At 41.0% G+C, this 26,184-nt stretch carries 26 protein-coding genes, 2 tRNA genes and 1 riboswitch; of the genes, 11 read left to right on the forward strand and 17 right to left on the reverse strand.

The features are described 5' to 3' along the window. The first annotated feature begins 206 nt into the window (after positions 1 to 206). Together ACE3G9_RS02135 and ACE3G9_RS02140 are read left to right on the forward strand one after the other, a co-directional pair. Positions 207 to 539: an SMR family transporter gene (locus ACE3G9_RS02135; protein WP_417881228.1), complete on the forward strand. Its 333-nt coding sequence runs from the start codon at positions 207 to 209 to the stop codon at positions 537 to 539. Positions 540 to 618: 79 nt separating this feature from the next. After that, the gene (locus ACE3G9_RS02140) at positions 619 to 1,143 is read left to right on the forward strand and encodes a lipocalin family protein (RefSeq protein ID WP_449218417.1); all 525 of its coding nucleotides are present in this window, start codon (positions 619 to 621) and stop codon (positions 1,141 to 1,143) included. Between the two features lie 276 nt (positions 1,144 to 1,419). On the opposite strand, the gene dbpA is transcribed toward ACE3G9_RS02140, so the two are convergent. From dbpA to ACE3G9_RS02155, 3 genes are all read right to left on the reverse strand, one after another. Next, a complete protein-coding gene (gene dbpA, locus ACE3G9_RS02145; protein ID WP_449218355.1) occupies positions 1,420 to 2,835 on the reverse strand; it encodes an ATP-dependent RNA helicase DbpA in 1,416 nt (471 codons plus the stop codon). Positions 2,836 to 2,952: 117 nt separating this feature from the next. Beyond that, positions 2,953 to 3,180, reverse strand: a complete 228-nt coding sequence (locus ACE3G9_RS02150; protein ID WP_027695450.1) for a glutaredoxin family protein — start codon at positions 3,178 to 3,180, stop codon at positions 2,953 to 2,955. Between the two features lie 82 nt (positions 3,181 to 3,262). Further along, complete coding sequence (locus tag ACE3G9_RS02155; RefSeq protein WP_449218356.1) at positions 3,263 to 3,841, reverse strand: DUF1415 domain-containing protein; 579 nt, start codon at positions 3,839 to 3,841, stop codon at positions 3,263 to 3,265. 205 nt (positions 3,842 to 4,046) lie between these two features. On the opposite strand from ACE3G9_RS02155, the gene ACE3G9_RS02160 reads away from it, so the two are divergent. Continuing rightward, complete coding sequence (locus tag ACE3G9_RS02160; RefSeq protein ID WP_237294165.1) at positions 4,047 to 4,568, forward strand: DUF2058 domain-containing protein; 522 nt, start codon at positions 4,047 to 4,049, stop codon at positions 4,566 to 4,568. 67 nt (positions 4,569 to 4,635) lie between these two features. On the opposite strand, the gene ACE3G9_RS02165 is transcribed toward ACE3G9_RS02160, so the two are convergent. After that, positions 4,636 to 5,226, reverse strand: coding sequence for a TetR/AcrR family transcriptional regulator (locus ACE3G9_RS02165; protein ID WP_449218357.1), 591 nt, complete (start codon positions 5,224 to 5,226; stop codon positions 4,636 to 4,638). 138 nt (positions 5,227 to 5,364) lie between these two features. Between ACE3G9_RS02165 and ACE3G9_RS02170 the strand changes: the two genes are divergently transcribed. Next, positions 5,365 to 5,976: a glutathione S-transferase family protein gene (locus ACE3G9_RS02170; RefSeq protein ID WP_449218358.1), complete on the forward strand. Its 612-nt coding sequence runs from the start codon at positions 5,365 to 5,367 to the stop codon at positions 5,974 to 5,976. Between the two features lie 65 nt (positions 5,977 to 6,041). On the opposite strand, the gene ACE3G9_RS02175 is transcribed toward ACE3G9_RS02170, so the two are convergent. Next, positions 6,042 to 6,782, reverse strand: coding sequence for a DUF502 domain-containing protein (locus tag ACE3G9_RS02175; RefSeq protein WP_417881223.1), 741 nt, complete (start codon positions 6,780 to 6,782; stop codon positions 6,042 to 6,044). A gap of 139 nt (positions 6,783 to 6,921) precedes the next feature. Between ACE3G9_RS02175 and ACE3G9_RS02180 the strand changes: the two genes are divergently transcribed. Next, complete coding sequence (locus ACE3G9_RS02180) at positions 6,922 to 7,863, forward strand: zinc transporter ZntB (protein ID WP_417881222.1); 942 nt, start codon at positions 6,922 to 6,924, stop codon at positions 7,861 to 7,863. Between the two features lie 46 nt (positions 7,864 to 7,909). Here ACE3G9_RS02180 and ACE3G9_RS02185 read toward each other — a convergent pair whose 3' ends face one another. Further along, positions 7,910 to 8,698, reverse strand: a complete 789-nt coding sequence (locus ACE3G9_RS02185; RefSeq protein ID WP_417881236.1) for a sterol desaturase family protein — start codon at positions 8,696 to 8,698, stop codon at positions 7,910 to 7,912. A gap of 210 nt (positions 8,699 to 8,908) precedes the next feature. Next, a riboswitch (TPP riboswitch) is annotated at positions 8,909 to 9,007 on the forward strand. A gap of 60 nt (positions 9,008 to 9,067) precedes the next feature. Here ACE3G9_RS02185 and thiD point away from each other — a divergent pair. Then, positions 9,068 to 9,916 (forward strand): bifunctional hydroxymethylpyrimidine kinase/phosphomethylpyrimidine kinase, encoded by an 849-nt coding sequence (gene thiD, locus ACE3G9_RS02190; RefSeq protein WP_449218359.1) that lies wholly within the window; start codon positions 9,068 to 9,070, stop codon positions 9,914 to 9,916. A gap of 96 nt (positions 9,917 to 10,012) precedes the next feature. Here thiD and ACE3G9_RS02195 read toward each other — a convergent pair whose 3' ends face one another. Further along, positions 10,013 to 10,915 carry a DMT family transporter gene (locus ACE3G9_RS02195; RefSeq protein WP_417881220.1) on the reverse strand — a complete coding sequence of 301 codons (903 nt, stop codon included), beginning with the start codon at positions 10,913 to 10,915 and terminating at the stop codon, positions 10,013 to 10,015. A 148-nt stretch (positions 10,916 to 11,063) separates the two neighbouring features. Next, positions 11,064 to 12,368: a dicarboxylate/amino acid:cation symporter gene (locus tag ACE3G9_RS02200; protein WP_417881219.1), complete on the reverse strand. Its 1,305-nt coding sequence runs from the start codon at positions 12,366 to 12,368 to the stop codon at positions 11,064 to 11,066. A gap of 562 nt (positions 12,369 to 12,930) precedes the next feature. Between ACE3G9_RS02200 and ACE3G9_RS02205 the strand changes: the two genes are divergently transcribed. Then, the gene (locus ACE3G9_RS02205) at positions 12,931 to 14,460 is read left to right on the forward strand and encodes a diguanylate cyclase domain-containing protein (protein WP_417881218.1); all 1,530 of its coding nucleotides are present in this window, start codon (positions 12,931 to 12,933) and stop codon (positions 14,458 to 14,460) included. A 75-nt stretch (positions 14,461 to 14,535) separates the two neighbouring features. On the opposite strand, the gene ACE3G9_RS02210 is transcribed toward ACE3G9_RS02205, so the two are convergent. Then, complete coding sequence (locus ACE3G9_RS02210) at positions 14,536 to 15,795, reverse strand: adenylosuccinate synthase (RefSeq protein ID WP_417881217.1); 1,260 nt, start codon at positions 15,793 to 15,795, stop codon at positions 14,536 to 14,538. A 131-nt stretch (positions 15,796 to 15,926) separates the two neighbouring features. Between ACE3G9_RS02210 and ACE3G9_RS02215 the strand changes: the two genes are divergently transcribed. Continuing rightward, positions 15,927 to 16,835 (forward strand): LysR family transcriptional regulator, encoded by a 909-nt coding sequence (locus tag ACE3G9_RS02215; protein ID WP_449218360.1) that lies wholly within the window; start codon positions 15,927 to 15,929, stop codon positions 16,833 to 16,835. A 90-nt stretch (positions 16,836 to 16,925) separates the two neighbouring features. Here the strand turns inward: ACE3G9_RS02215 and ACE3G9_RS02220 are convergent. The 8 genes from ACE3G9_RS02220 to ACE3G9_RS02255 form a co-directional block, all read right to left on the reverse strand. After that, positions 16,926 to 17,002: transfer RNA gene (locus tag ACE3G9_RS02220), tRNA-Val, on the reverse strand. 29 nt (positions 17,003 to 17,031) lie between these two features. Further along, positions 17,032 to 17,108: transfer RNA gene (locus tag ACE3G9_RS02225), tRNA-Val, on the reverse strand. Positions 17,109 to 17,331: 223 nt separating this feature from the next. Continuing rightward, positions 17,332 to 19,125: a bifunctional molybdopterin-guanine dinucleotide biosynthesis adaptor protein MobB/molybdopterin molybdotransferase MoeA gene (locus ACE3G9_RS02230; RefSeq protein WP_449218361.1), complete on the reverse strand. Its 1,794-nt coding sequence runs from the start codon at positions 19,123 to 19,125 to the stop codon at positions 17,332 to 17,334. 79 nt (positions 19,126 to 19,204) lie between these two features. Continuing rightward, positions 19,205 to 19,804, reverse strand: coding sequence for a molybdenum cofactor guanylyltransferase MobA (gene mobA, locus ACE3G9_RS02235; protein WP_417881235.1), 600 nt, complete (start codon positions 19,802 to 19,804; stop codon positions 19,205 to 19,207). A 6-nt stretch (positions 19,805 to 19,810) separates the two neighbouring features. Beyond that, positions 19,811 to 20,518 (reverse strand): energy-coupling factor ABC transporter ATP-binding protein, encoded by a 708-nt coding sequence (locus ACE3G9_RS02240; RefSeq protein ID WP_449218362.1) that lies wholly within the window; start codon positions 20,516 to 20,518, stop codon positions 19,811 to 19,813. Between the two features lie 46 nt (positions 20,519 to 20,564). Then, a complete protein-coding gene (locus ACE3G9_RS02245) occupies positions 20,565 to 21,263 on the reverse strand; it encodes an ABC transporter permease (protein ID WP_417881212.1) in 699 nt (232 codons plus the stop codon). A gap of 26 nt (positions 21,264 to 21,289) precedes the next feature. Continuing rightward, positions 21,290 to 22,105 carry a substrate-binding domain-containing protein gene (locus tag ACE3G9_RS02250; RefSeq protein WP_449218363.1) on the reverse strand — a complete coding sequence of 272 codons (816 nt, stop codon included), beginning with the start codon at positions 22,103 to 22,105 and terminating at the stop codon, positions 21,290 to 21,292. Positions 22,106 to 22,203: 98 nt separating this feature from the next. After that, on the reverse strand, positions 22,204 to 23,037 hold the full coding sequence (locus ACE3G9_RS02255; RefSeq protein ID WP_449218364.1) for a formate dehydrogenase accessory sulfurtransferase FdhD: 834 nt from the start codon (positions 23,035 to 23,037) through the stop codon (positions 22,204 to 22,206). A 219-nt stretch (positions 23,038 to 23,256) separates the two neighbouring features. On the opposite strand from ACE3G9_RS02255, the gene ACE3G9_RS02260 reads away from it, so the two are divergent. The 3 genes from ACE3G9_RS02260 (at position 23,257) to ACE3G9_RS02270 (ending at position 26,183) form a co-directional block, all read left to right on the forward strand. After that, complete coding sequence (locus tag ACE3G9_RS02260) at positions 23,257 to 23,697, forward strand: DUF3305 domain-containing protein (protein WP_417881209.1); 441 nt, start codon at positions 23,257 to 23,259, stop codon at positions 23,695 to 23,697. Continuing rightward, positions 23,687 to 24,247 (forward strand): DUF3306 domain-containing protein, encoded by a 561-nt coding sequence (locus ACE3G9_RS02265; protein WP_449218365.1) that lies wholly within the window; start codon positions 23,687 to 23,689, stop codon positions 24,245 to 24,247. Before ACE3G9_RS02260 ends, ACE3G9_RS02265 begins: the two co-directional genes overlap by 11 nt. Before the next feature lie 241 nt (positions 24,248 to 24,488). Further along, on the forward strand, positions 24,489 to 26,183 hold the full coding sequence (locus tag ACE3G9_RS02270; protein WP_449218366.1) for a 4Fe-4S dicluster domain-containing protein: 1,695 nt from the start codon (positions 24,489 to 24,491) through the stop codon (positions 26,181 to 26,183). Position 26,184: the final 1 nt, after the last annotated feature.

Below are 26,184 nucleotides of genomic sequence, written 5' to 3' on the forward strand. Positions count from 1 at the left end.
GAATAAGAAACTAAAAGTGAACTTGGGTTAATCGCTTGGGTGGGCACTGTTTTTATAGGTATTTTTATCTGGAACAAAATTCATCTATAAAGTTCACTAGCCCCAAGAGGCTTCTGATTGTAGTTGCTGATGTTTATGAGTTAAAATTCTTTTTTATTTAATGATTTAGATTGTTATTGAATCAAGCATTGGCTAAGGGCTATTTTATGAAGCAATGGTTGTTTTTAGGTGTCGCAATTGTCTCTGAAGTGATTGCTACTTCGGCGATGAAATCCAGTGAAGGTTTCACTCGATTAATTCCTTCTCTTATTGTGGCAGTCGGTTATGTCGCGGCTTTTTATTTTCTATCGTTAACACTAAAAACGATACCAGTTGGTATTGCTTACGCGATATGGGCTGGACTTGGGATTGTACTAATCGCTGCCGTTGGTTGGATTATTTATGGTCAGAAACTCGATCTAGCCGCTATGCTTGGTATGGGGCTTATATTATTAGGTGTACTGGTAATTAATGTTTTTTCTAAAGTTGGTGGGCATTAATTTGATCTTTTCCTAAGCCAACTTCGTAGAGTCATGGATGAATCTAAAACAAGGATGTTGTATGACATTATCCAAATGCATTTCTAGAGTACTCCCGTTTTTCACTGCGCTACTCCTGACTGGCTGCTTAGGCATGCCGAAATCCGTGACTCCCATTCAAGAGTTTGATCTAAACCAATATCTAGGCACATGGTATGAAATCGCTCGTCTCGATCACTCCTTTGAACGCGGTTTAACACAAGTTACCGCTGAGTACTCATTAAAAGAAGACGGCGGCGTTAAAGTGATTAACCGTGGTTACTCAGCCGCAGAGGGCGAGTGGCAACAAGCGGAAGGCAAAGCGTATTTTGTTAATGCGCCCAATGAAGGCTACTTAAAAGTCTCGTTCTTTGGCCCTTTCTACGGCTCATACGTGATCTTCTACCTCGATCCCGCTGGCCAATACGCCTTTATTTCCGGCCCTGATCACGATTACCTTTGGCTACTATCCCGAACCCCAACCATCGATGATTCCGTTAAACAACAATTCATTCAAATGAGCCAACAGAAAGGCTTTGATGTGAGTGAATTGATTTTTGTAGAGCAGAATAGTGATTCAAATTAGAAAACTCGAACCCCAACAAACGATCCAGTCATCCTGAAAAGCGACGTAGGAACGCAGTTCAGGATCTCCTAAAGTGTGTAGTTACATGTGGTAAAGCCCAAGCCTCTAAGCGTGATTCATTGGTGGGTTCGTAAGTTGGTAGGTTAGTAAGATAGTCGGTTAGCGTTACTTCGAATCACTTACACATACCGCAGACTTAAGTTTATCAACCCCAACAAAAAACCTTGCCCCAAATCTCTCCAGGGCAAGGCTTTATCATTTTAGAGCTAACAGCTACTAGATAATACGAGCGCGGAAAGTTTTTCCTTTCATTTTGCCGTTTGAAATCTTTTTCAAGGCTTGTTTAGCGATGCCTTTTTCAACCGCAACATAAGCGCGCATATCGAATAAGTGGATCTTACCAACGCGTTTGCCGTCTACGCCGTTATCGCCGCCAGTGAGTGCGCCTAGAATGTCACCAGCACGGACTTTCTGTTTTTTGCCGCCATCAATTTGAATGGTCGCCATTTTAGATTCAAACGGAGTGTCAGTTAGCACGCTGTCTGAAGGTAGGGTCGATGGTGAAATCTCAATGTCCATGTACTCATCAATTTGAGCGACTTTAAACATTTCTTTTTCAGCAAATAAGCTAAACGCCATGCCTTTACTACCGGCGCGACCAGTACGACCAATACGGTGTACGTGAACTTCAGCATCACGTGCTAATTGGAAGTTGATGACCGCATCTAGGTTTTCAACATCAAGACCACGCGCAGCTACATCGGTCGCAACCAGAATAGACGCACTCTTGTTCGCAAAACGTAGTAGGGCTTGGTCACGATCGCGTTGTTCTAAATCACCGTGTAGGGCAATAACATCAAAACCTTTGTAATGCAGTTCATCGGCCACTTCTTGCGTTTCACGCTTAGTGTTACAGAAGATCACGGATGACTCAGGTTTGTGTTGTAACAATAAAATCTGAGTCGCTTTCAAACGGTCTTCAAATGAATTGGTTTTATAAAAGAACTGAGAAATGCTTGAGTTGGTGTGTTGGCTTTCTACCTTTACAAGCTCAGGGTGACGCATAATGCGGTTCGCGATCTTTTTAATTTCCGGTGGGAAAGTGGCGCTAAATAGCAAAGTTTGACGCTCGCTTGGCGCTTGTTCAATGATGGCATCTAATGCGTCTTGAAAGCCCATGTCTAGCATGCGGTCGGCTTCATCAAGTACTAGGGTATTCAGTTCTGATAAATCAATACGGCCTTTATCTAGGTGATCAAGAATACGACCCGGCGTACCCACTAAAATGTGCGCGCCGTGTTCTAATGAACCAATCTGCGGGCCAAATGGCATGCCGCCACAAAGTGTGAGTACTTTAATGTTGTGAATGCTGCGAGCCAGTTTGCGGATTTCTTTTGCCACTTGGTCTGCCAGTTCACGAGTTGGGCAAAGCACTAAAGATTGCACACGAAAACGCTTCACGTTCAAGTTGGCTAATAAGCCTAAGCCAAATGCCGCAGTTTTACCTGAGCCTGTTTTACCTTGGCCAATCACATCTTTGCCGGCAATCATCAATGGTAGGCTATCGGCTTGAATCGGCGTCATGGATTCATAACCTAGTGAGGTTAAGTTTTCGATGAGTGCAGGATCTAATGCAAGGCTAGAAAAAGCAGTATTTGCAGGTGCTTTGTTTGTAGGAGAATCTGTAGTCAAAATGGTTTCCTTAAAGGAAGAGCAAGCGCATCTTCGGCTTACTCTATAAAATTGTTTACCCTAGTATATGAAGCAATGGTCGTTGAAGTGACGGCTTCAGTTTTCGAGGGATAGGGTTTAGCTGTTATAAATTTTGTCGAAGTTGGCGGCGTTCCATCCTGCCATCATGCGGTCGCCGATCTTCAAAACGGGTACGCCACGTGCGCCCATCGCTTCAAGTTCTTTACGTCCGCGTTGCATCTTGGCATTACACAAACGGTACTTAATGCCTTTTGAATCTAAATACATTTTAGCGGCTTTACAGTGTGGGCATTTGTCACCCACATATAAGACTACTCGTTTCATAGTGATTATCTTTTTATACTGTTATTAAATTTGTGTCGTTATCGGCTTATATAACCGAAAATGCTACTTGTAACCAAAAAGGCTACTTGGCTTTAAACAGATAAGGGAAAAGCTGCTGCCTTTCTTCTTTCGTTAATCCTTCTACCCGAGCGATATTGGTATCTGGAATCGCTTCTGGGTTTGGATAATGTTTTACCGCTTTTTCCATGCTTTCTTCACGAATAAGGTGAAGTACAGGATAGGGAGCGCGGTTAGTTAAGTTTTCAGCATCATCAGGAACGGCACCCGCGAAACAATAATCAGGGTGGAAGGTGGCCACCTGGAATGTGCCTTCCCATTGTTCTTGCTTAATCAGTGCGTCGATCCAATCTAGGAAGAAATTATAGTCGTCAAAATCTTGTAGCATGTGAGGAATGACAACTAATGTGGTTTCTAGCTCGGAAACTGGCGTATTAACGAGCGTGGTGAATTCTTGAAAAACATCTTCCAATAATGCTTCTTCAACTTCGGCTTTCGAAACTATGATCTTAATTTGCTTATTGCGTTGCGGCTTGGCTGCAAAAGGGCATAAGTTCAAACCGATCACCACATCAAGTAACCATTGTTCAACTTGTGATTTAATTTCTTGATGGCTAGGAAGAGACGAAGAGGGAGCTGACATTGGAATTTTCACACCAGTTATTAGCATACCAATCGTAATAAGCAACTGTTCACGTTAGCTTGTTAAAAAGCTAATTCAGACCATTTACTTATTTTGATTGGTATAAGATTAGAAATGAGGGCGGATTCTAACATATAACTGTCTCGCAAATTGGATCTTTTTAAAGGTATAATCACCGCAAAGATTACGTCGTAAAGAGAGCATCATGGCAAAATTGACACTACAAGAGCAAATGCTTAAAGCAGGCTTGGTAAGTAATAAAAAATTAGAGAAAGCGAAGAAGTCATCGAAAAAATCTCGCGTTCAGGCTCGTGAAGCTAGAGAAGCGGTTGAAGCGAATAAAAAAGCACAACTTGAGCGTGACAAAGCGTTAAATGCTGAGCAGAAAAAACAGCAATTAACCAAAGAATTGAAAGCACAAGTGAAGCAATTGATAGAAATGAACCGTATTGAAATATCCGACGGTGATATCGGTTATAACTTTACCGACGGCTCATTAGTGAAAAAGCTTTATGTTGATAAGCCAACACAAGATCAATTAACCAAAGGTCGTTTAGCGATTGCTCGTTACCTAGAGGGTTACGCGATTATTCCGGCAAGTGTGGCAGACAAAATCTTCCAACGTGATGAAGAAAGCATTGTATTGAATAATGTCCTGACTCAAGAAGAGCAAGATGAAGATGATCCATACGCAGACTTCGTCGTTCCTGATGATTTGATGTGGTAATTCACTATAAAATCTAACCAAATGATGAAATAAAAGGTAGATGAGATAGAGCAATAATCGCTCTGTTTTATCTGCCTTTTTTGTTTGCGTTTAGAATACGAATCAGCATCTTGGTTGCATTATCTAAGCGATCATATTGCTTGGCTTTTCCTAATACCCGCATGCCTTGTATTTGAGTGAGGATTAAATCGGTCAAACTCGATATATCCATACTTTCACTCAATTGTCCTTGTGCTTTAGCATGGTTCAAGCAGCTTGTGACCCCGTCACTTAAATGAGTAAATAAACACCTTCCTGTCAGTTGAACATCTTGATCTCGATTAGCGTGCTCAAGCAGGGCATTTTGAATGAAGCACCCGAATTGTTGGCTTTTTTGAAGATTGGAAAATTTCAGTAAAAAATCCGTTAAGGTTTCTAAGTTAGCATTAGAGTCAAAAAGTGGTTTAGCTGCCGGCTTTGAAATGTTTTCAAAGTAGTAGTTAAGGGCATTGATATATAAAGCGTGCTTATCACCAAAAGTGTTATAGAGACTAAAACGATTGATGGCTAGGTGTTCGACAAGATCCGATATAGAGGTATTGGCGTAACCTTGCTGCCAAAATAGTTGCATAGCCTCTATCAATTTCTCGTTTTTATCAAAATTACTTCTTCTTGCCACGAAGCGACTCGCTTATTTAATGCCTAAGATAGTTACGAATGTAGCAAGAATCTAAACGACGTTAAAGAAATTGTTGACTGTTCGTTTAGTTATTCGCTAAGTTATAACTAAACGAACGTTCAGAAAAGGAAGTTAATAATGAAAATATATGAATTTGCTGCCAATCCAAGCTCACGCCGTGTTGGGATCTTCTTGAAGGAATTAGGAGTAGAGGTTGACCGTGTTCAACTTAATGTTCGTGAAGGAGAGAATTTAACGCCGGAATATCAAGAAAAAAGTGTCAATGGCAAAGTGCCAATGTTGGAGCTTGATGACGGTACTTGTATCAGTGAAACCATCGCAATTTGTCGTTTTTTTGCTGAACATCAAAATGATACTTCATTGTTTGGCACCACTCCGGCTGAAAAGGGCTTGGTGGAAATGTGGCAGCGTATTGTAGAACTTGATGGCTTACATATGGGCTTTCAAGCCTTCCGTAATTTATCTGGTGTTTATGGTGACCGTGAACGTTGCATTGAAGCCTGGGGTAATGAGGCAAAGTTACGCGTAGAAGAGTTTCTACCTAAATTAGATATGCAGTTATCTAAGAATCCATATATTGCGGGTGAGCGTTTTAGCATTGTGGATATCACAGGGTTTCTTTTCGTTGGTTTTGTGTGCGAGAAAGCGTTGGAGATCAAAGTGCTTGATAGCTATCCGAATATTAAAGCTTGGTACAGTAAGGTATCGGAGCGTCCTGCATTTCAATAAGCAGTTTATTGATTAAATAGTGCACGTCTAAGTTAAAGGCGTGCACTATTGCTTTTATGATTAACTCACTTCACTGGACTCTGAGCTTGCTTCTCTTTCCATTCCTTTAATGCTTGTTGCATTTCTTGTTCATTTTTTAAAACTTTCCCTAGTGCATTATCGGGCTTTTTCGGCAAGGTTAAGCCACATGAAACCAATGTTGCGGTTAATTGCTCAACGGCAAGGTGAGGTACGTAAATCAAATCTTCTTCTTTTTCAAACCGCACATAACCATTCGACAAGTTAATCGCTTGAGGTACGAATACCACACGGTACCCTTCTTCTGGCACTGGGTAGAATTTGCCATCTGGGCCTAAAAACATCTCACCACTTTGATTTGGGATCATCCAGGTTGGACCAAGATCAAATACGATTTCTTTTGAATTGGGACCAGACCAAGAGCGGCTGAACGCAGGCTTTTTGAAAGGCGATTCTTCTGAGGTTAACGCTTCCATAATTTGCTTGGTAGAGTTATGAATGATGCCGAAGCCAGGAATACGGTTAATAGTTTTTTCTGATAACCAAGTGTAAAAACGCTGCTGTAAATTACCATCAAAAATAATGCCGAAAATAAACATCAAAATTAAAGCAGCAAACAGTCCAAATCCCCAAATGTCACTTAACTTTTCATGCAGTTGTTCTGGTAAAAAGTAGCCAGCAGTTTTATCCATAAAGCGAACCACTGCGTTAACGACCCAGCTGGCGATCACTAAAGGGATCACAAACAACATGCCTATTTTTATTTTGCGAATAATCAGTTTCTTCATTAATAAATCTCTTACACGTTTACTCTATGGGTTGTGATAATTTCACACCTAACCAGCATTAAGCATATCTAGTTCTTGCAGCCTAATGTAACCTCTGCGTTAATAACATGAAATAAATAGAAAAGTGAGAGCAGGCAATATGTCACATAGCTTTTTGATTGAACAGTGGGATTTTTCTACCCAGCCAGCGCAATTGGTTGAACCTAAAGAGCCGATAGATATGCTGCAAGAGAACCATTGGTATCATTGTCAGCGTGAAGCCGGAGCATTACGTGAATGGTTGCTAGACAATGAGTTTGAATCGGGTGTGGTAGATAGCCTGCTTGCTGATGACACGCGCCCACGCTTTGAGCTTTTCGACGATCAATCGTTTCTACTTATCATGCGTGGTGTGAATTTAAATGAAGGCGCAATGCCAGATGACATGCTGAGTGTGCGCATTCTTTGGCATAAAGGCACGTTAATCTCAACCCGTAAAATATCTTCTAAAGCTATTACCAGTATTCGCAATGCACTAGGTGAACAAAAAGGGCCGAAAAGTACCGCTCGTTTATTATTATCGATTATCGAAGGTTTAAATCAAAACATCGCCGGCTTCTTGAATGAGGTAGAAGAGCAGTTATTTGAAATTGAAGAAGGTGACGGTACAAACAGTGACCTACATGTTATTCATAAACGTCTATTAAAGCTTCGTCGCTTTATGAAACCTCAACGTTACGCCCACGATGATTTCTTAGAAGTTGGCCACCCAGAAATGGAAGAGGTCGAACTGAAAATGCGTAACGCATTGGATACCGTGATTCGAATTAATGAATCGATTGATTTTTATATTGAACAGATTCAGTTGATCAAAGCGGACATCGAGCAAGAACAAGCCGAGAAGATGAACCGTAATACCTACTTGTTTACTGTGATTGCTGCGATATTTCTACCGGTCAGTTTCTTAACCGGTTTATTAGGCATCAATGTTGGTGGGATCCCCGGTGTTGATAATCCATTGTCATTCTTTATTTTTTGCGCAGGGCTAGGTGTGACGTTTGTATTGGAATTTATCTTGTTGCGCTGGCTGAAGTTCTTTTAGTTTCCAAACCTTCAGCGAGTCATTAACGCAGGTTCAGTCGCCTGCGTTATTTATTTCTAAACGGTTGTGACAACATTTTGAGTAGTGACTGCTCCTTAGCTGAGCGGAATAGGTTAATCCCAATTGTCATTTTTTCATGGCCATCTTTCGGTTGGATAATATAACTATCAAACCAACGATCCCAAACGGATAAACAAAACCCGTAGTTGCTATCGGTTTCATTGCGATGAATAGAATGGTGAACACGGTGCATATCTGGTGTGACAATCCACTTTCTTAATCGATCATCAATGCGATGAGATAAGGCGATATTGCTGTGGTTGAACATCGCACTGGCGTTCAGTAGTACTTCGAATATAAATACAGCTAGAGGCGAAATCCCAAGTGCGGCAATCGTCGCGAGTTTAATCAGCATTGAAAGCCAAATCTCGATGAAATGAAAGCGTGAGCCGGTAGTGACATCGATATCTTGATCGGCATGATGGACACGATGTAAACGCCAAAGCAGCGGGATCTTATGAAATAGACGATGCTGCCAATAAATCACCATATCTAACAAGAGCAACCCGCATACTAGGTTTAACCATGCAGGAATATTGAGCCAATGAAACAAGCCTACGTGGTTGTTCTGCATTAGGTAGGCAAAACCGACTGCGAGAAATGGCAGAGTGAAAGGTAGTAGAAAGCTATTAAAAAACACCAAACCTAAGTTATTGGCCCAACGGTAGAGCTTAGGTTGGCTGAGGTATTTTTTCGGCCGTTTGATTTCCCAAACCGCCATGGTCACCAACACTAGAGTAAATACGCTAATACGAATCAGTGATTGTTGTGACATCAATAGTTCCGACATGGTTTGGTCTCGTGGGGTTACAGTGATTAATATGTTAGCTATGTATCATTAGACAGTATCTATGTAAGTAAAATTTCATATAAGAACAAGATCACTAGTTTTGAGTGAATAGCTTTACAATTTGATGAGTTAACTCTACATTGAAGCCAATCTTTAGTGTATGGATAGTTTAAACGATAAACCGCCATGCTCTAAGCATATTAGTCGGGGAGCCAGTAGGCTGAGATCACTTAAGTGAGACCCGTTGAACCTGATCTGATTAACATCAGCGTAGGGAACTAATACCAACGTGTCGAGCATTCTAATTTCATCTCTACATGTGTATTACTTCTGTGCGCTAAAAGGAAGTAATATATGCCTCAATCAACTTTCCCATCGCCAAACACTTCGTGTATTTCTAATGTATTGACTATCGCAGGATCTGACTCTGGTGGTGGAGCCGGTATTCAAGCTGATATTAAAGCGATTTCTGCAACAGGGTGTTTTGCTTGTTCCGTTATTACTGCACTCACTGCGCAAAATACTCAAGGCGTAGATGCCATCTTTCCGGTTTCAGCTGAATTTATTGGTCAGCAATTAGATTCTATTTTTTCAGATATTAATGTCTCTGCGGTAAAGATCGGTATGCTTAATGATAGTGATGTGATTGAAGTAATCGCTGAAAAACTAACGCACTATAACTTAAAGAATGTAGTGTTAGATCCCGTCATGGTAGCCACTAGTGGAGACCCATTAATCCAACCAGTTGCAATTCAAACACTGAAAAAAAAGCTCATTCCGTTAGTAGACTTAATCACCCCAAATTTGCCTGAAGCTGGGTTATTGATTGGGGAGCCTGAACCAAAATCAGAGAGTGAAATTGAAGGTTTTATAGAGAAGTTAAAAGCTCACTCAGAATTGCATAAGGTCGATATTTTATTAAAAGGTGGGCACTTGAAAGGTGAGGAAAGCCGAGATTGGCTTATTCAACGAAATCAAACCGCGGTCTACACGCATCAGCGCATTGCGACAAAAAATACTCACGGAACAGGGTGTACACTTTCTTCTGCGATTGCTTCCTATTTAGCGCAAGGCTTTGACCTAACAGAAGCGATTGGGCATGCGAAGCAGTATTTATCGAATGCATTGACTCATGCAGATGAGCTTAATGTGGGGAAAGGAGCAGGTCCCGTCCACCATTTTTATGCCCAAGCGATTAAATAATTAAAGACTAGGTTACAATCGACTTGCCTCGCCTAAAACGCTTTTATCTCGAACAAAATTTAGCCACGAAAGGTCAACAGACCCTAGATACAGTCACTATTCTTTATTGGATTCAGGCGGCAGCGTTTGTTGTCGTCTTTCTAATAATTTAGCGCCACCGCGGTAAACGAATAGCGACCATAGAATCAGCGCGCAACCAATCACTTTTCCTACTGGCATATCATCGCCATAAAACACCACACTTAATGAACTCGCCCATACTGGTTCTAAAATCATAATGATGGCTGCATTGCCTGATGTGGTGAGTTTTTGTCCCATGGTTTGCATTACATAACGTAAGCTGGTGGCGAGAACGGTACTTAATACTACCCACATCCATGTTTCATTGGTGATTTGATCTGGCCATTGCTCTAGTAAAAGTGAAGCGATGGTTCCCACTGTGCCGACTACAAAAAGTTGAATACAAGCTAACGCCAAACTTGGAACGCTTTGGGCGTATTTAGCATTAAAATTGAAGTGAAAGGCCAATAAGACAGCAGATATTAAAAACCAAATTTGGCTAGGGGAATGTTGATAACCGTTAGACAAAGATAAAAAGCCTAATCCTAACACCGCGAATGGCAAAGAAATCCAAAACATGCGGATGGGTTTTTGTTTAAAAAGAGCCCAGCCCACAAGTGGTGCAAATAACATGGCAAGGCTTGAAATGAAGGCACCTTCTGCCAAGGTATCAGTAACAGAAATAGCGGTTACCCACGTAAGCAATGCGCAGGACATTAATATTCCGACACTGGTAGCATTGATTAATTGTGCTCGTGTTAAAGCGATAAGTTGCTTATAACAAAAAGGCAGTAAAAATATAGAGGCACAGACAAATCGAGTTCCAATGAAAGCAAAGGGAGGAAGACCCATAATCGCTTGCTTGGAAAAGATCCAACCGAGTCCGGCAAATATGGTGGTCAAAATTAAAATGATGGTTGCTTTTGATTCTTGAGTCATTAAGAACATACCGTGATAGAGGGCAAGTGATCAGATTAGCATCACTCGATACGCGAATCTGTTGGTAATGTGGAACTTTAAAATGAAAAAACCCTTAACCGAGTTTATCTACATGATAACGGTTAAGGGTTATTAATCAGATGAAAGATTAAGCTTTAGTTCGTAAACCTAGTTCAATTTCACCAGCTTTAGGATCGTTGAACGTATCAACGTTCATTTCATTTTCAGATTTAGCAACGATACAAGTTACAACACTATCACCAGTAATGTTAACTGCAGTACGGATCATGTCAAGTAAGCGGTCAACACCCATGATAAGTGCAATACCTTCTAGTGGTAAACCAACTTGATTTAGAACCATTGCTAGCATGATCAGACCAACACCCGGAACACCTGCTGTACCCACTGAAGCTAACGTTGCCGTTAAGATAACAGTGACATAATCACCAAGGGTTAAATCCACATTAAATGCTTGTGCAATAAAGGCGGTCGCTACACCTTGCATGATCGCAGTACCATCCATATTGATGGTCGCACCAAGAGGGACCGTGAACGAAGCGATTTTATTGCTTACGCCTAAACGATGTGTTGCCGTTTCCATGGTCACTGGAATCGTTGCATTAGAAGAGGCGGTTGAGAATGCAAACATAATTGCATCTTTCATCTTCTTCCAAAATACAACTGGGTTTAGACCAGAAAGCACTTTCAGCAGCACGCTATAAGTAACAAATGCGTGAATAAGTAAAGCACCAACTAGAACTAAGAAGTAAGCGGCTAGGTTACCTATCGCTTCTAAACCAAGTCCTGTAAACAGTTTTCCCATTAAGAAGAAAATACCGTAAGGGGCAACTTCCATCAAAATAGTGACTAGCTTCATGATGACGGCATTAACGTCGTTGAAGAAGTTACTTACGCGTTGGCCGGCTTCACCAGCAAGGCTAATCGCAATACCGAATAACACAGCAAATACGATAACTTGTAGAGTATTACCTTGAGACATTGCCGCCATTGGGTTACTCGGGAACATGTTAACAATCACTTGACCTAATGATGGTGCTTCTGCAGTACTAAATGATGCCGCTGAGGTTAGATCAGCACCAGAGCCTGGTTGGAAGAAGATACCCATTATTAATGCTAGCGTAATTGCCACTGCGGTTGTCGTAATATAAAAAGCAAGAGTCTTACCACCTAGGCGACCTAGAGTAGTGATGTCTTTTAATGAACTCGTACCACAAACTAGAGAAACAAAGACAAGAGGAATAACTAGCATTTTTAAGCTAGCAATAAAGATTTTCCCACCGACATCGAATAGACCATTGACGATATATGCATCAATGAATTCATTGCCAGATAGGAATGTGCGAATTAAAAATCCACATAGAATACCGGCAAACATGCCGAATAGAATTTTGCTCGTAAGTGAGCGTTTTGTTTTGTTGTTGTCGTTCGTCATGAACTGATCTCCATATGAATACTTTGTACAACTTGCAAAGTGAATCGGAGATTAGCAGAACTTTGTAAAGATCCTCCTAAAATGTAACAAAAAACGATCTTGTTGCGTGACAATGATCACACTTAGTGTTGTTTTTGTATATGTAAAGTAAATATGCTAGCTGTTCAATATTCTAATAAAAGACGATATTTTAATAATTAATACTATTACTAGCTTTCATTGCAGCCTTTACAACTTATATATGGATATTATATAGCGTTAAACTATTTTAAATTAAAAGGTTTTTACTGATTGATTGAGAGGTTTTATAACTAAATATATTTAGATATATGAGAAATAAGTGGAGGATTATTACGGAAGATGTAAAAAATAATATACTCCCTCTATTATAATGGGATGATTAAAGTTTTATTTTTCAGAGTGTTACGTTGTAGGTTTCACAAAGGACACATTATTCATTCTAATGGGTGAGTTGAAATTAATTTGTTTTTGAAATGATTGAAAGCAGGTAAGATAGCGCCCTTAAAATATCCAGCTTAACCTTCTTGTATATGGGATCACTATGACACTTTTAGATAATAGAACCCTACTTGTTGCTGTCAGTTTGATCACAATTGGCGCTGCTATTGTGTTAACGATTTTATGGTGGCTAAGACCTAAATCCACCGGAGTTGGACATTGGGCTTTGGGTATACTGTTGATTGGCGTCGGGTGTATATCATCAGTTTTACGTGGATATATTGACATTTTTTTTTCAGTGGTCGTGGTTAATACGATTATTGTGTTAGGTATGCAGCTAATTTTTCATGGATTACGTATTTTTACTGAGAGAAAATCCTTTATATTTTATGATGTTGCTATCACATGTTTAACGGCATCTTTATTTTATTACTTCTTTTATATTGACCCGAACTTAACAATTCGAACTATATTATATTCCTTTTTTGTTGGAATGATTTCAGTTGCTATTGTAATTACATTATTAACTGATCAGAACAAGATCAGAAGAAAATCTAGCTACCCAATTGCCATTCTCTTCGGATTGTTTGCATTTTTTCATATTATGCGTGGCGTAATGGAAATGCTCGCGCCTAATGGTAAAGCGCCACTAGAAGGGGGTACAGCGGAAACATTATTGTATCTGAGTAGTATTTTTATTATTAGTGGCCTTGCTATTACTCTGGTTTTGCAAACGTATTTTATCTTGGAATCTAGACTTCAATCTTACTTATTAGCAGTCGAGAAGTCGGCTTCTTCGATAATGATTGTTAATAGTGAATGGATTATTGAATATGTTAACCCTGAATTACTAAAAAAAACCGGCTATAACAAAGAAGAGCTTGTCGGCGAGAGTATTGATCTTCTACATTCTAAAGAGGTTTGGGTCTCTGATATTCCTGAAGTTTTACAATGTTTAGAAGGTGGGCAAACCTGGCGTGGACAGTTATACAGTAAAAAGAAAAATGGTGAGCAATTCTGGGAGCTGGTTTCAATTGCTCCAATGGTAAAAGCAACCGGCAACGTGACTCATTATGTTGCTGTTAAGGAAGATATTACTGATATTAAAAAAGCGAAACAACGTATCCATTATATAGCCAATCACGATGCTCTGACCGGGCTACCAACCCGAACCAAGGTTATGGAATGCTTGAATGATGCCATCAAATATTCTAAACAAAGCGGTGGTATAGTTGCGGTGTTATTTATCGATCTTGATGGGTTTAAGGCGGTTAATGATTCTTTTGGTCATGATGCTGGAGATGAACTATTAAAGGTAATATCAACTCGTTTAAGTGACTGCGTACGAGATAAAGACATAGTATCGAGAATTGGAGGGGATGAATTTTTAATCTTAATTAGAGATGCGGTTAATCAGGAAGTTATTTCAATGGTTGCTCAAAGAATGATTGATACAATAGCTGAGCCAGTGGATGTGAATAACAATTTATTAACGGTTACGGCAAGTATCGGTATTTCTCTGTATCCAGATAGTAGCCATGATTCGAAAGAACTGGTTATACAGGCCGATCAAGCTATGTACAAAGTTAAGCATTCAGGAAAAAGCAATTATTTATTTGTGGATGAAACTTAGAGATAAAATAATTATTTATGAAAATGACGCAAACGCCAAGTTCTTGGCGTTTGCGTTAGAAGGTGAATTTGTAGGTTAACCACGGATTATCATTTGATTTCGCTCTGGACCAACGGAAACCATACTCACTGGTACACCCATCAGTTCTTCAATTCGAATAACATAATCTTGTGCGGCTTTTGGTAAGTCAGCAAAGCTGCGACAACCTGTGATGTCCTCATTCCAACCTTGCATATTTTCATACACAGGGCTTAATGCAGCCGTTTGCGGCCAGATCGGATTTTCAGAGTAGTCACCGGCGTAGGCGACACAGATTTTAAGATCCTGCATGCCTGATAGACAATCAATCTTGGTTAGGGCTATCTCAGTCGCCGCTTGCAGTTCAACACCGTTGCGTGTGGCGACGGCATCAAAGTAACCCATATCACGTGGACGACCGGTGACTGCGCCATATTCATTGGCACTTTCGCGGAAATTATCTTGCTCTTCCATTGCCGTTACCAGAGTACCAGTACCTACCGATGAGCTGAATGATTTAGCCACTGCAATAACACGCTCAGGACGCAGTGCAGGCAAGCCACTACCAATACCAGCATAAGCTGCGGTAACATTTGATGAAGTCGTGTATGGGTATTCGCCATAAACTAAATCACGGCCTGCACCAAGTTGTGCTTCAAACAATAGGTTGGCATCTTTAGCTTGTAGCGCTTTAAGCGGTTCGGTGACGTTGCAAATAAATGGACGCCATGACGCAGTAACCTCAAGTAACCATTCAGTCATTTCACTGGCGGTTTGAGAAAAGTCACAACTAGGATAAAGCGCTTTAAGTTGTGGCATTTTCCAATCCAACATGAATTGAATGCGCTCTTGCAAAACTTCAGGTTGATTCAACCATCCTACTAGAATGCCTTTTTTCATTACGCGGTCGCCATAAGCTGGCGCAATACCTTGGCGAGTGGAACCATAAGCCGCATCACCTAAGCGCTGTTCTTCTAAGGTGTCTTCCAATGCGTGTAAAGGTAAACATAAGGTCGCACGATCTGAAATACACAGTTTCACTTCTACGCCTGCTGCTTTAACTTCAGAAATTTCTTCACTTAGCGCAGCAGGACTAATCACCATGCCAGGACCTAATACCGCAATACAACTAGGATTAAATATACCGCTTGGTAGCTGGTGTAACTTAAAGGTGCCATGATCGTTTACCACGGTATGACCGGCATTATTTCCACCTTGAAAACGAATGCTGGCAGCGGCTTCATCTGCTAAAAAATCAACGATGCGGCCTTTACCTTCATCACCCCAGTTTGCACCCACAACAACAATAGACGGCATAATAATGTTCTCCTAATTGGTTAAGGCATCATGCTATGCCCACCGACCAAATAAGAGAAATTAATTATAATTATTGTCTTGATAAGAAATTCATATAGTATTGGCTGAAGTGGCAAAAACGGGATGAGATTATGTTAGACATTAATTGGTTAAAAACTTTTGTTACTTTGGCAGAATATAAGCACTTTGGTAAGGCTGCAACAGCATTGCATATGACTCAACCGAATGTCAGTTTGCATTTAAAGCAATTAGAACAAGCCACAAATGTTAAGCTAATCGATCGCAACCCATTTCATTTAACCCAAGCAGGGCAACGGTTACTCGACAGTAGTCAACGTACCTTATTAGAGTTACAAATCTGTCAAGCGGATCTAAATGCGATTAATGATTTACATCGCGGAACCTTGACCATTGCTGCCAGTGATATTATTTCGCGATTATTGTTGATTGAGCCATTTCAATTGTTTAAAACAGAATATCCAGGAATTGATTTTACTTTGTTAAACACCACTTCATCACAAGCTTCAGAATTGGTTAAGAATGCCGAAGCAGATCTTGGGTTTGTGATTGCTCAAAAGCAAAGTCAACCATTACATTTTACTGAATTGCAGCAGATAGAATGGTGTGCACTAGGGCATAACCTTCAACAGTGGCAGCAGAAGGCTCAATTATCTAAAGCAGAATCGTCAAATGTAGTTGATAATGAGCCGACCCTCATTCTTTTAGGCCATGATACCCGAACACGAGATTTGATTGACGAAGCTCTACCTACATTAAAGCTTTCAAATTACCGAATAATGGAAGTAGGGAGTGTTGATGCTCAAATTGATTGGGCAGAAGCGGGTTTTGGAGTGGCGATTGTGCCAGCGTTTTCTGTGTCATCAAAAACGAATCTTAAATCTATCGTGACACCGCTGCCTGATTTCCCAACCACTAGTTTAGGGTATGTAGTACGTCAGAATCAGGTTTTGTCGAAAGCGATTAAGCAACTATTACAGTGGGTAAGTGATGAAATTATTCGCGCTCATAATGAAGAATGAACAAAAGGTAGAAATAGAGTGGATAGTAAGGGATGTAGTTATGCTAGAAACAACAAAGCCTGCTCATTATAAGCAGGCTTTGTTTATATTTGGTGGGTCCGGGCGAACTCGAATCGCCGACCCCTACCATGTCAAGGTAGTACTCTAACCAACTGAGCTACGGACCCAAATATATCAGTGTGAAAACACTTTGAGATGGTGCGTCCGAGTGAACTCGAATCACCGACCCCCGCCATGTCAAGGCGGTACTCTAACCAACTGAGCTACGGACGCACATTTCAAAATATTCTTACTGGAATCATGTTTGATTCAGTCTTGAACGCAGGAGATATTAACCATGCAATGTGGTGGTTGCAAGCAGAAAATCAATGCTTTGTGACTGTTTGACGACTTTATGGGCTGAGTGTCGTTTTTTTAGTCATATCGTATTAAAGATAACCTCAAGAGACAGTAATAGAGTTCTGACTCTTGAGGAATTATTAGGTCTATATTGAGCTTATAAACGTCCCTCTAAAGGCAAAATAGTGACCATTTCACCTTCTTTAGCAAACTCTACATGTGGTGGGATTTCAATGATGCAATTAGCTTCACTCATTGAACGTAAAATGCCAGAGCCTTGTTTACCGGTGGTGCGCACTTTTAGTTGCCCGAAGTCATCTAAATGGTAAATTCCACGGGTAAATTCGGTTCTACCTAAGCGTGAAAATACTTTGCTTTCGGTCTCTGCTTTTAACTTCATAGGCTGCCAATTTTGCTCACCTTGCATAAGGCGAAGAGCTGGCTCAACAAAGGCTAAAAATGACACCATAACCGCAACCGGATTGCCCGGTAGGCCAAAAAATGGCGTCTCATTTATCTGACCAAAAGCTAAAGGGCGGCCTGGGCGCATATTGATTCGCCAGAAATTAATCTGACCGATTTTATCGAGTACGGTTTTGATAAAGTCGGCATCCCCAACTGAAACCCCACCGGATGAAATGATCGCATCGGCTTGTATAGAGGCTTCGAGTAAGGTGGATTCTAGCGCAGATTCGTTATCTTCAATGATGCCTAAATCAATCACATCACAACCTAGTCGTTCAAGTTGCGCTATAACGGTAAAGCGGTTCGAATCATAAATGCAGTGATCGTTTAATGTCTCTCCCGGCGCTTGCACTTCATCGCCAGTTGAAAATACCGCGACTTTTAGTTGAGGGTAGACAGGAATATGATTAATCCCTAAAGACGCTAACATGCCAAGTTCTGGAGAAGTAATACGTGTGCCTTGGTTAAAGACAACGCTATTTTGAGCAAGATCTTCACCGGCTTGACGTACATTTTGACCGACTTTAAATTCATTATTATCGACGGTAAATTTTACAATTTTTGGTGTACTGTTTTCGCTTAACTGACTTTGCTCACGCATGATCACTGTATCAGCACCTTGTGGCATTGGTGCACCTGTCATGATCTTGGCGGCTTGGCCAGTTTGAATTTTATTGGCGTAGCCACTTCCAGCTAAAATCTCAGTAACAACGTCAAAAGAAGTCATGCCATCGAGAATATCCTGTCCACGTAGCGCGTAACCATCCATCGCCGAGTTGCAATAAGCCGGGACATTAATTGGTGAAATTATATCTTCGCCTATTACATTTAAACGAGCTTTGAATAGAGACTGTTGTTCTGTGGTTTTAGGTTGCTTTAGGATACTTAAAATCTTATCTAAACCTTGTTCAACCGACAAAAAAGCAGGGGATAATGTATCGCAAGAAGCGGCAGTTGAAGGTTTGGTTAGGTTGTTATCGAGTACAAAGTTTTCTACTAATTCACAAATCGCATCGAGATCGTTGATATCAACATGTGGTAGGGAAGTTTGAATCTCAACACTATCGGAAGCGATAGCAAAAATGTTGTCATCATGAGGATGTAGCCAAGGTTTACCGACGACTTCCCGGTGTAGCTCTATTTTAGGGAAAGATAGATTTTTACAGCCTTCGACTAGGATAAAATCGAGACTTTCGAGATCAAACTGTTCAAGTAATTTGAAAAAATTGGCTTCTTTTTCTGGTGTCTCTGTCATTAAGGCATGGCGGTTACGTGAAGCAATCAACATTTGTGTTGCGCCAGCTTTTCTTAATCTATGGCTGTCTTTTCCCGGTTGGTCAATATCAAAATCATGGTGAGCATGTTTGAATACACCAATTCGTAAACCTTTTGCAGTGAGCTTAGGTAGCAAGGCTTCAAGTAGGGTAGTTTTGCCTGTGCCGCTGTATGCCGCAAAGCCAAGCACTGGAATCGGAAATGAAGTCATAGAAAAACCTTCTCGTTATATTTGATTTGATGAGATATACCCAAGTAACTTCAAGATGCAGAATTCACTTGGGTATAAATTAGCGTTGAGAAAACGTCTTGAGCTGTTCTGGCGTATTTAAGTTGATGAATGTGTCTTTTGCATTCGAAAAATCAACCTTGACCGTATTGCACTCATCATAAAATAGAATGATTTTACGTTCACCACGTTCTAAAAAAGCATGCAGTTTTTCAACGACGCGACGGTGAAATAGGGTAAATACCGGTTGATAAAATTCGCCATCATGAGCCACTAAAATATCTGCATCTTCATGCCACGCATCACAAAAAGTTTGCGCGAGATTGTTAGGAATATTCGGACTATCGCAAGGCACAAAACCGACCCATAGGTTTTCACCTTGTTGATTTTCACCTAGGCGACTAAGCCCAGCATGAATACCACCTAGTGGGCCAGGGAAGTCAGTGAAGCGATCAGCGATTACAGGAGCGTATTGCTGATAAATATCATGACTACGATTAGCGTTAATCGTGATACTCGACATTTGGGGTTGCAATGCTTCAATCACATATTCAATCAGTGGCTTACCATTGAGTTCAACTAACCCTTTGTCCATGCCTCCCATGCGAGAGCCTTGGCCTCCAGCGAGGATCACCCAATCGATTTGTTGAGGTTTTAGCATCATTTTCTATCGCACCGTGGTTTGATGTCGTTGTTCAGGTTTGGCTGAATCTTGAATTATTTGTAATAACGGCGATTCAACCAAAGTATGATTTTTTATCCACCATTGCTTTGAACATAGTTGAGTCAGTTCATTTTGTTGATGGCTAGTAATAACTAAACTTGAACCAATTTCTAATAGCTCTTTGGCTAACAAGGTTAGGCGTGAAATAGATTCAAGATCAAGACTAGAACTGGGTTCATCCATTAAAAGAATAGCCGGTTTAGTGATCCAGGCTCGAGCCATGGCTATGCGTTGTTTTTCTCCGCCAGATAATACCGATACATGTTCATTGGCAAGGGTTTCAAGACCCACTTTTCGTAATGCAGTGATCACTTGAGTTCGTTTTTCTTGGCGAGACAGTTTGGCAAATTTGATGGCATATAAAACATTCTGATAAACAGTATCATCAAATAGGTAAGGAGACTGATGTAAATACACAATGCCGTGTTTATTCGGGTTAAACCAACGTGATAACCAAGACTGGGAATGACTTAAATTGCCGGAAGTGGGTTCGATAAGACCGGATAATATTTTTAATAATGTGGTTTTGCCTACGCCATTATCGCCACATAAATACACTGCTTCATTGGGAGCAAGTTGCAGCTTAGGGATATGGAATAGAACCTTATCCTTAAATTGCATTGATAGATTAGACACGTGTAGTGACAGCATGGCTTATTCCATTGTGTATAGTGCTTACGAGGAAAAGTTTAGAAAACTAAACCCGTAAATGCCCCTGACCCTTGGCAGACGTTAAAATAAAGTTCATCACTAAGGCAAGTAACAAAAGAACCATGCCTAGTGCGACCCCTTGAGCAAACGCGCCTTTCTGGCTCTCTAGCGCAATTGCCGTCGGAATGTTGCGAGTTGAATTGAGAATATTACCACCCACCATCATAGAACAACCGACTTCGGTGATGATCCGAGAAAAACCCGCCACAACCGCAGCAAATAAAGGAAAGCGTGTTTCCCACAGCAAAGTCATTAAAATACGTACACGACTAACTCCTAGCGTATAAGAGGTTTCAATTGAGCGTTTATCGCTGTTTTGAAATGCGCCATACATCAACGAAACTAGGATAGGGAAGCTAATCAATATCTGCCCTAAGATCATCGCCTTTTGGGTAAATAGCATTTGCCAATCCCCTAATGGGCCTGCGCGCGATAACGTCATATACAAAAGTAAGCCGATCACAACCGTTGGAACGGCTTGTAATGTATGAACAAAAGAAAGCAGCATCCAGCGCCCGGGGAATTCACAATAGGCCAAAATAAACGCGCATAGTAATGCTGGTATTAAAACCAATAGGATGGCACTAATTGAAACCGAAAAAGACACAGACACGACTTTCCATAAGTCGGCATCAAAGCTGACTAATAACTGAAGTGCATCAAGTGTCGTTTGCCAGATCTGCATTCTTTTCTCTCAACAATTTAACTGGCTTATTTACCGTCGTAACTTGCGGTAAATAATTTCTGACCTTGTAACTGGTAATTATTAATCAGTTGTTGACCATGTTTAGAGATTAACCAGTTACTGAAATCACGCGCACCTTTAGTGTTTAATCCGTTATAGCGATCAGGATTCACCAAGATAACTTGATATGGGTTGAATAGCGCTTTATCATCTTCTACCATGATTTCTAGATCAAGTTTACTTTCATAAGCAATCCAAGTTCCACGGTCAGTTAGCGTATAACCTTGAAGCTCAGATGCCATGTTCAATGTTGGGCCCATACCTTGACCGACGGAACGGTAAGCAGAGAAGCTAGGTTGAATGTTATCTTGTTTCCAGATTGCTTTTTCTTTTTTATCGGTACCTGAATCATCACCACGAGAAACAAAAGTAATGTTTTTGTCAGCTAGCGTTTTTAATGCTTTAGCGGCTGACTTTTCATCTTTGATGCCCGCAGGATCGTTTTTAGGACCAACAATCATAAAGTCGTTATACATTAAGTGATGAGGTTCGACACCAAAACCTTTATTGATGAATTCTGCTTCTGCGCCCGGCGCGTGAGTCATTACCAAATCAACGTCACCATTTTCGCCCATTTTTAAAGCTTTACCTGTACCCACTGCAATCACATCAATGGTGTAACCAGTTTCACTTTTAAATTTAGGCAGTAGGTAGTCTAAAAGACCTGAATGGTAGGTACTGGTTGTCGTTGCCAGACGAATCGTTTTTGCATCTTGTGCATTAGCGGTTGGAACGAGAGTAGCTAAGCAAAGCAGGGCAGTTGCCCAAAAGCGCATTTTCATAGAAATTCCATCTTATTGTTAATGGTTAGACCAATTTTATTAATGACGGCCCAATAAAAGGCCATTTGTTTGAACCAAAGGAAAGCTGAGTAGATTAATTAGTCCGACTGGTTTCCTTTGACATCAAATTCAATTTTGTCTGCTCCAGAAAACACTTGAAAGCGTAACCCTTTAGCGCGAGCAATTGTGGTAATACCAAATTGTTTAGCAAGGTCGAGCCCCATTTGAGTCACACCAGAGCGAGACAACAATGTAGGAATGCCCATTTGCGCGACTTTAATCACCATTTCAGAGGTTAAGCGACCCGTGGTGTAGAAGATCTTATCGTCACCTGCTTCTTGTTTTAGCCACATTTCGCCGGCCAAAGTATCCACCGCATTATGGCGACCAACATCTTCCACAAAGGATAAGATTTCGCTGCCACGACATACCGCACAACCATGAACGGCTCCGGCTTTTTTGTAGGTTTCATTAAAATGAGTTAACGCTTCAAGTGTGGTGTAAATATCAGATTGTTTAAGGACAACTTGTGGGACTTGATAGTTTTCTAGTTGCGCCATTACGTTGCCATACATGGTGCCTTGACCGCAGCCAGACGTAACGGTCTTTTTCTCTAATGCTTTATCTAAATGGTCGGTATTTTCATTGGTGACAATCGCAGCACTTTGCGTTTCCCAATCGATAATAACGGATTCAATTGCTTTTGGATCATGCAGGAAACCTTGGTTTTTTAAATACCCGAGTACCAAGGATTCAGGACGAGAACCTAATGTCATCAAGGTGACGATTTCTTTCCAATTTAATAACACAGTAAGAGGACGCTCACAGGCGATTTCTTTAGTGAGTCTTTCGCCATACTCATCGAATACTTCTACGGTTTCCGTTTGAACAGGTGTAGAACCGCTTTTGATGATACTTGGGTATTCAGACACATGAGCTCCTTGAGAGTTTGAGGCTCTTCTTACTGGAATGGGGGAATTCTGGCAGCAAAAAATACGCTTAAAATCAATAATAAACCAATTAATTCGCTTAGCGACTACCCATAAATGGGTGAATTACCCTATTATTAGTAAGTTTAATGATTTATGTCAAACATTGTTACGTTATCGTAGAACAAAATCCGTGCACGTAGAAAAAGGGTTTCAATTTTGATGAAAAAAACAACTCACAGCTGGCCAGTTCTCTGTCTATTAGAAAAGCAAATCAAACATGTTGGTCGCTGGGAAACGGAATCTTGGCAATGGCAAGGCATCGATCTAACGCCTGATACTACTGAGCCTCATCCGTACTTACAACTACTCGAATTGTATAAAGATGAGCGTACTGATTACCGTTTTAACCTTAGCTCAAAGCAACCGAAACTGTTTCTTGCATTAGCATTTTTAGACACCAATTCTGCACCTAAAATTTCACACTTAACCGCCTCACAGGCGGCAATTGCTTGTTACATGGATACCGATTACTTGGTGTTATCCATTGATATGCCATTACCGATTCAAGCTTGGATGGAAGCCTTTATCGGTAGACACGGTGAGTTATTAGAAGTTCGTAAGAAAAAGCGTCAAGGCGCGGGGCGTTCAAATGGCAACTAATCGATTTCAGCGTTGGTTAACCAAAAAGAATGAAAGCTTAGAAGAAACCTTGGAAGAAAGACAGCAGCTAGACGCGCCACTCACAGCGCAGTCAGATGATGCACTAAATTCGACCGATGCAAATTTGAACGCCACTAATCAGCAGCCAAAAGAGCTGGCTTCTAAAAATGCTGAAAGTGAAGAACAAGCTACTCAAGAGTTACCACTGACGACTATCGGTCATGTCTTTGCTGATGGTTTTTCAAAACAAGAAAAACAGCAGAAACTTCGCGCGCTATTTCATTCTGATGAGTTTTCCGGCATCGATCCGCTTGATAGCTACAACATGGATTACACCAAAGTAAAAAGCCTACCTAAAGATGTCGCAGATACTTTGCGCAGTTGGCACAAGCGTGTCGAAGAAGTGTTCGAAGAAGATGAAGAATTAGAAGTCACTCACGTTGAAGCTGAAAAACCAGAATTAAAACAAGATGATCAAGATTCTTTTGAAACAGAAGAAAGCGTGCGAGCTAAAGTGGCGATAGATGAGGGTAATCAAAAGTCAGGATGATAAGACTTATAATACCCACACTGGAATAAGTCTTTATTTAGTTAATATTTGTGCTCCCATATTAATATCGATTCTCCTTCCAGTCATTAAAAAGGGCTCTAATTCAAAAATTTAGCGTTTTCATCACATTATAACTTAACCATATCTTTAAAAAGGTTATTATCAGTGACACTAGCGCTCGATGATTAAATCGATTTGAAATACTACAAAAAATTAGAACTTCAAAATAAGAAGAAGAGCAATGTTAACATCATTTTTAGGGCAACAATCGAGCGCTAACGGTAAAGCTCGTTCATTCGCGTTGTTAAATACAATCGAGCTAAAAAACTTGATCCCACCCACCGTGAGCTACGAGTCTCGTGGCAATCTACTGATTGTTGGAAAACTGCAAGAAGTGGAAGCGGTATTTGGTCATTTTGATGCGATGAACTCGGTGACGGCTTTAATGGTTGGTGCTGAAACTCAAACCTCAACAGTCATTCCTTCTACTCAGTGTTTCTATTCTCAACAAGTGACGATTTCTGGTTTTCTTGGTCACTTTGACGTTCGTATTACTCGCTCTGGTTCGTCGCATAATTTAGCGCGGGTTGTGACTGGTGAAGATCATTTCGATGTGGTTTTAGATCTCACCTCTGATGGCATCATGACGGAAGAAGTGCCGGTTCCGGGTTACTACCCAAGCGGTCGTGGTTACCCAACACTTGATGAATCGCTAGAAACCATTCCAGATCTTATCGGCACCTTTGATAAGCCGAAATTTTTTCGTTTGAACACTGAATTATGCGCTCATAGTTCACGAGGTGTGAAAGGGTGTACTCGTTGTATTGATGCTTGTCCAGCTGGAGCATTAACCAGCCAAGGTAGCGAACAAACTGGCCATAAAATCGAAATTAATCCTTATTTGTGTCAAGGCGTTGGTACTTGTGCGACATCTTGCCCCACTGAAGCCATCAGTTACGCACTGCCGGAGCCGACAGAAACTCAAACCTTTATTGAGCGCGTGCTAGCCAAGTACTTTGCAGAAGGTGGGGAAACGCCAATCGTGATGTTTTGCAGTGAACGTCATGAGAAATACAACCTAATGATGCTAGGTACGCTACCTGACAACGTCATTCCGATTACTTTAGATGAGTTGCCAAGTGTCGGAATTGATACTTGGTTTAGTGCGCTGGTTCATGGTGCCTGTCAGGTGATGTTTGCGGCGAGTAGACACATGCCCGCGACCATTATTCGTGTATTAGAAACCGAGGTTGAAATTGCGCAAACCTTACTGGTTCAACTAGGGCTAGAAAAGCAACGTATCGATATTCTTTACATGGAAGATTTACGCCACAGCGCCTCGACATTAATTCAGCAACCGCTGGCAATTACCACAAGCAATATTCAATCAGGCATGAAGCGTGATCGTTTGTTCAATGCTTTAGATTTACTCGCCGAACACTACACTCCAGATACCAACCTTGTGACCAATAATATTGCGCCAGTACCGAATGGTGCGCCTTTTGGTAGCGTGAGTTGTGATTCTGATAACTGCACTTTATGTATGAGCTGTGTGTCGGTTTGTCCAACGCGAGCCTTACATGCCAAAGGTGATAGTCCGGCGTTGTTATTTACCGAGCAAAACTGTGTTCAATGTGGATTATGTGAAAGCGCCTGCCCAGAAAAAGTCATTAGCTTAGAGCCTAGATTTAACTGGAATAAGCAGCAGCGCACACAAGATATGACACTGCATCAAGAGCCAGCGGCGCATTGTTTAAGTTGTGGTAAACCATTTGCTCCCGCTTCAATGATCGAAATGCTGCAAGATAAGTTACGCGGTCACTCTCATTTTGCTAGTGAAGAGAAACTGCGCCGTATTGCGATGTGTGAAGATTGCCGCGTGCGTGATTTGTTCTCAGATCTTACCGCTAACCCTGTAAAACAATTGGATATTTAAC

The sequence above is a fragment of the Vibrio sp. E150_018 genome, assembly GCF_053544035.1.

Coding starts and splice junctions, on each gene's coding strand:
- ACE3G9_RS02195 (WP_417881220.1), bottom strand. CDS start 10,915: ATGACTCAAGAATCAAAAGCAACCATCATTTTAATTTTGACCACCATA.
- ACE3G9_RS02135 (WP_417881228.1), top strand. CDS start 207: ATGAAGCAATGGTTGTTTTTAGGTGTCGCAATTGTCTCTGAAGTGATT.
- thiD (WP_449218359.1), top strand. CDS start 9,068: ATGCCTCAATCAACTTTCCCATCGCCAAACACTTCGTGTATTTCTAAT.
- ACE3G9_RS02160 (WP_237294165.1), top strand. CDS start 4,047: ATGGCAAAATTGACACTACAAGAGCAAATGCTTAAAGCAGGCTTGGTA.
- ACE3G9_RS02155 (WP_449218356.1), bottom strand. CDS start 3,841: ATGTCAGCTCCCTCTTCGTCTCTTCCTAGCCATCAAGAAATTAAATCA.
- mobA (WP_417881235.1), bottom strand. CDS start 19,804: ATGCTAAAACCTCAACAAATCGATTGGGTGATCCTCGCTGGAGGCCAA.
- ACE3G9_RS02175 (WP_417881223.1), bottom strand. CDS start 6,782: ATGAAGAAACTGATTATTCGCAAAATAAAAATAGGCATGTTGTTTGTG.
- ACE3G9_RS02270 (WP_449218366.1), top strand. CDS start 24,489: ATGTTAACATCATTTTTAGGGCAACAATCGAGCGCTAACGGTAAAGCT.
- ACE3G9_RS02245 (WP_417881212.1), bottom strand. CDS start 21,263: ATGCAGATCTGGCAAACGACACTTGATGCACTTCAGTTATTAGTCAGC.
- ACE3G9_RS02250 (WP_449218363.1), bottom strand. CDS start 22,105: ATGAAAATGCGCTTTTGGGCAACTGCCCTGCTTTGCTTAGCTACTCTC.
- ACE3G9_RS02185 (WP_417881236.1), bottom strand. CDS start 8,698: ATGTCACAACAATCACTGATTCGTATTAGCGTATTTACTCTAGTGTTG.
- ACE3G9_RS02205 (WP_417881218.1), top strand. CDS start 12,931: ATGACACTTTTAGATAATAGAACCCTACTTGTTGCTGTCAGTTTGATC.
- ACE3G9_RS02210 (WP_417881217.1), bottom strand. CDS start 15,795: ATGCCGTCTATTGTTGTTGTGGGTGCAAACTGGGGTGATGAAGGTAAA.
- ACE3G9_RS02230 (WP_449218361.1), bottom strand. CDS start 19,125: ATGACTTCATTTCCGATTCCAGTGCTTGGCTTTGCGGCATACAGCGGC.
- ACE3G9_RS02265 (WP_449218365.1), top strand. CDS start 23,687: ATGGCAACTAATCGATTTCAGCGTTGGTTAACCAAAAAGAATGAAAGC.
- ACE3G9_RS02215 (WP_449218360.1), top strand. CDS start 15,927: ATGTTAGACATTAATTGGTTAAAAACTTTTGTTACTTTGGCAGAATAT.
- ACE3G9_RS02170 (WP_449218358.1), top strand. CDS start 5,365: ATGAAAATATATGAATTTGCTGCCAATCCAAGCTCACGCCGTGTTGGG.
- ACE3G9_RS02150 (WP_027695450.1), bottom strand. CDS start 3,180: ATGAAACGAGTAGTCTTATATGTGGGTGACAAATGCCCACACTGTAAA.
- ACE3G9_RS02260 (WP_417881209.1), top strand. CDS start 23,257: ATGAAAAAAACAACTCACAGCTGGCCAGTTCTCTGTCTATTAGAAAAG.
- ACE3G9_RS02240 (WP_449218362.1), bottom strand. CDS start 20,518: ATGCTGTCACTACACGTGTCTAATCTATCAATGCAATTTAAGGATAAG.
- ACE3G9_RS02180 (WP_417881222.1), top strand. CDS start 6,922: ATGTCACATAGCTTTTTGATTGAACAGTGGGATTTTTCTACCCAGCCA.
- ACE3G9_RS02200 (WP_417881219.1), bottom strand. CDS start 12,368: ATGACGAACGACAACAACAAAACAAAACGCTCACTTACGAGCAAAATT.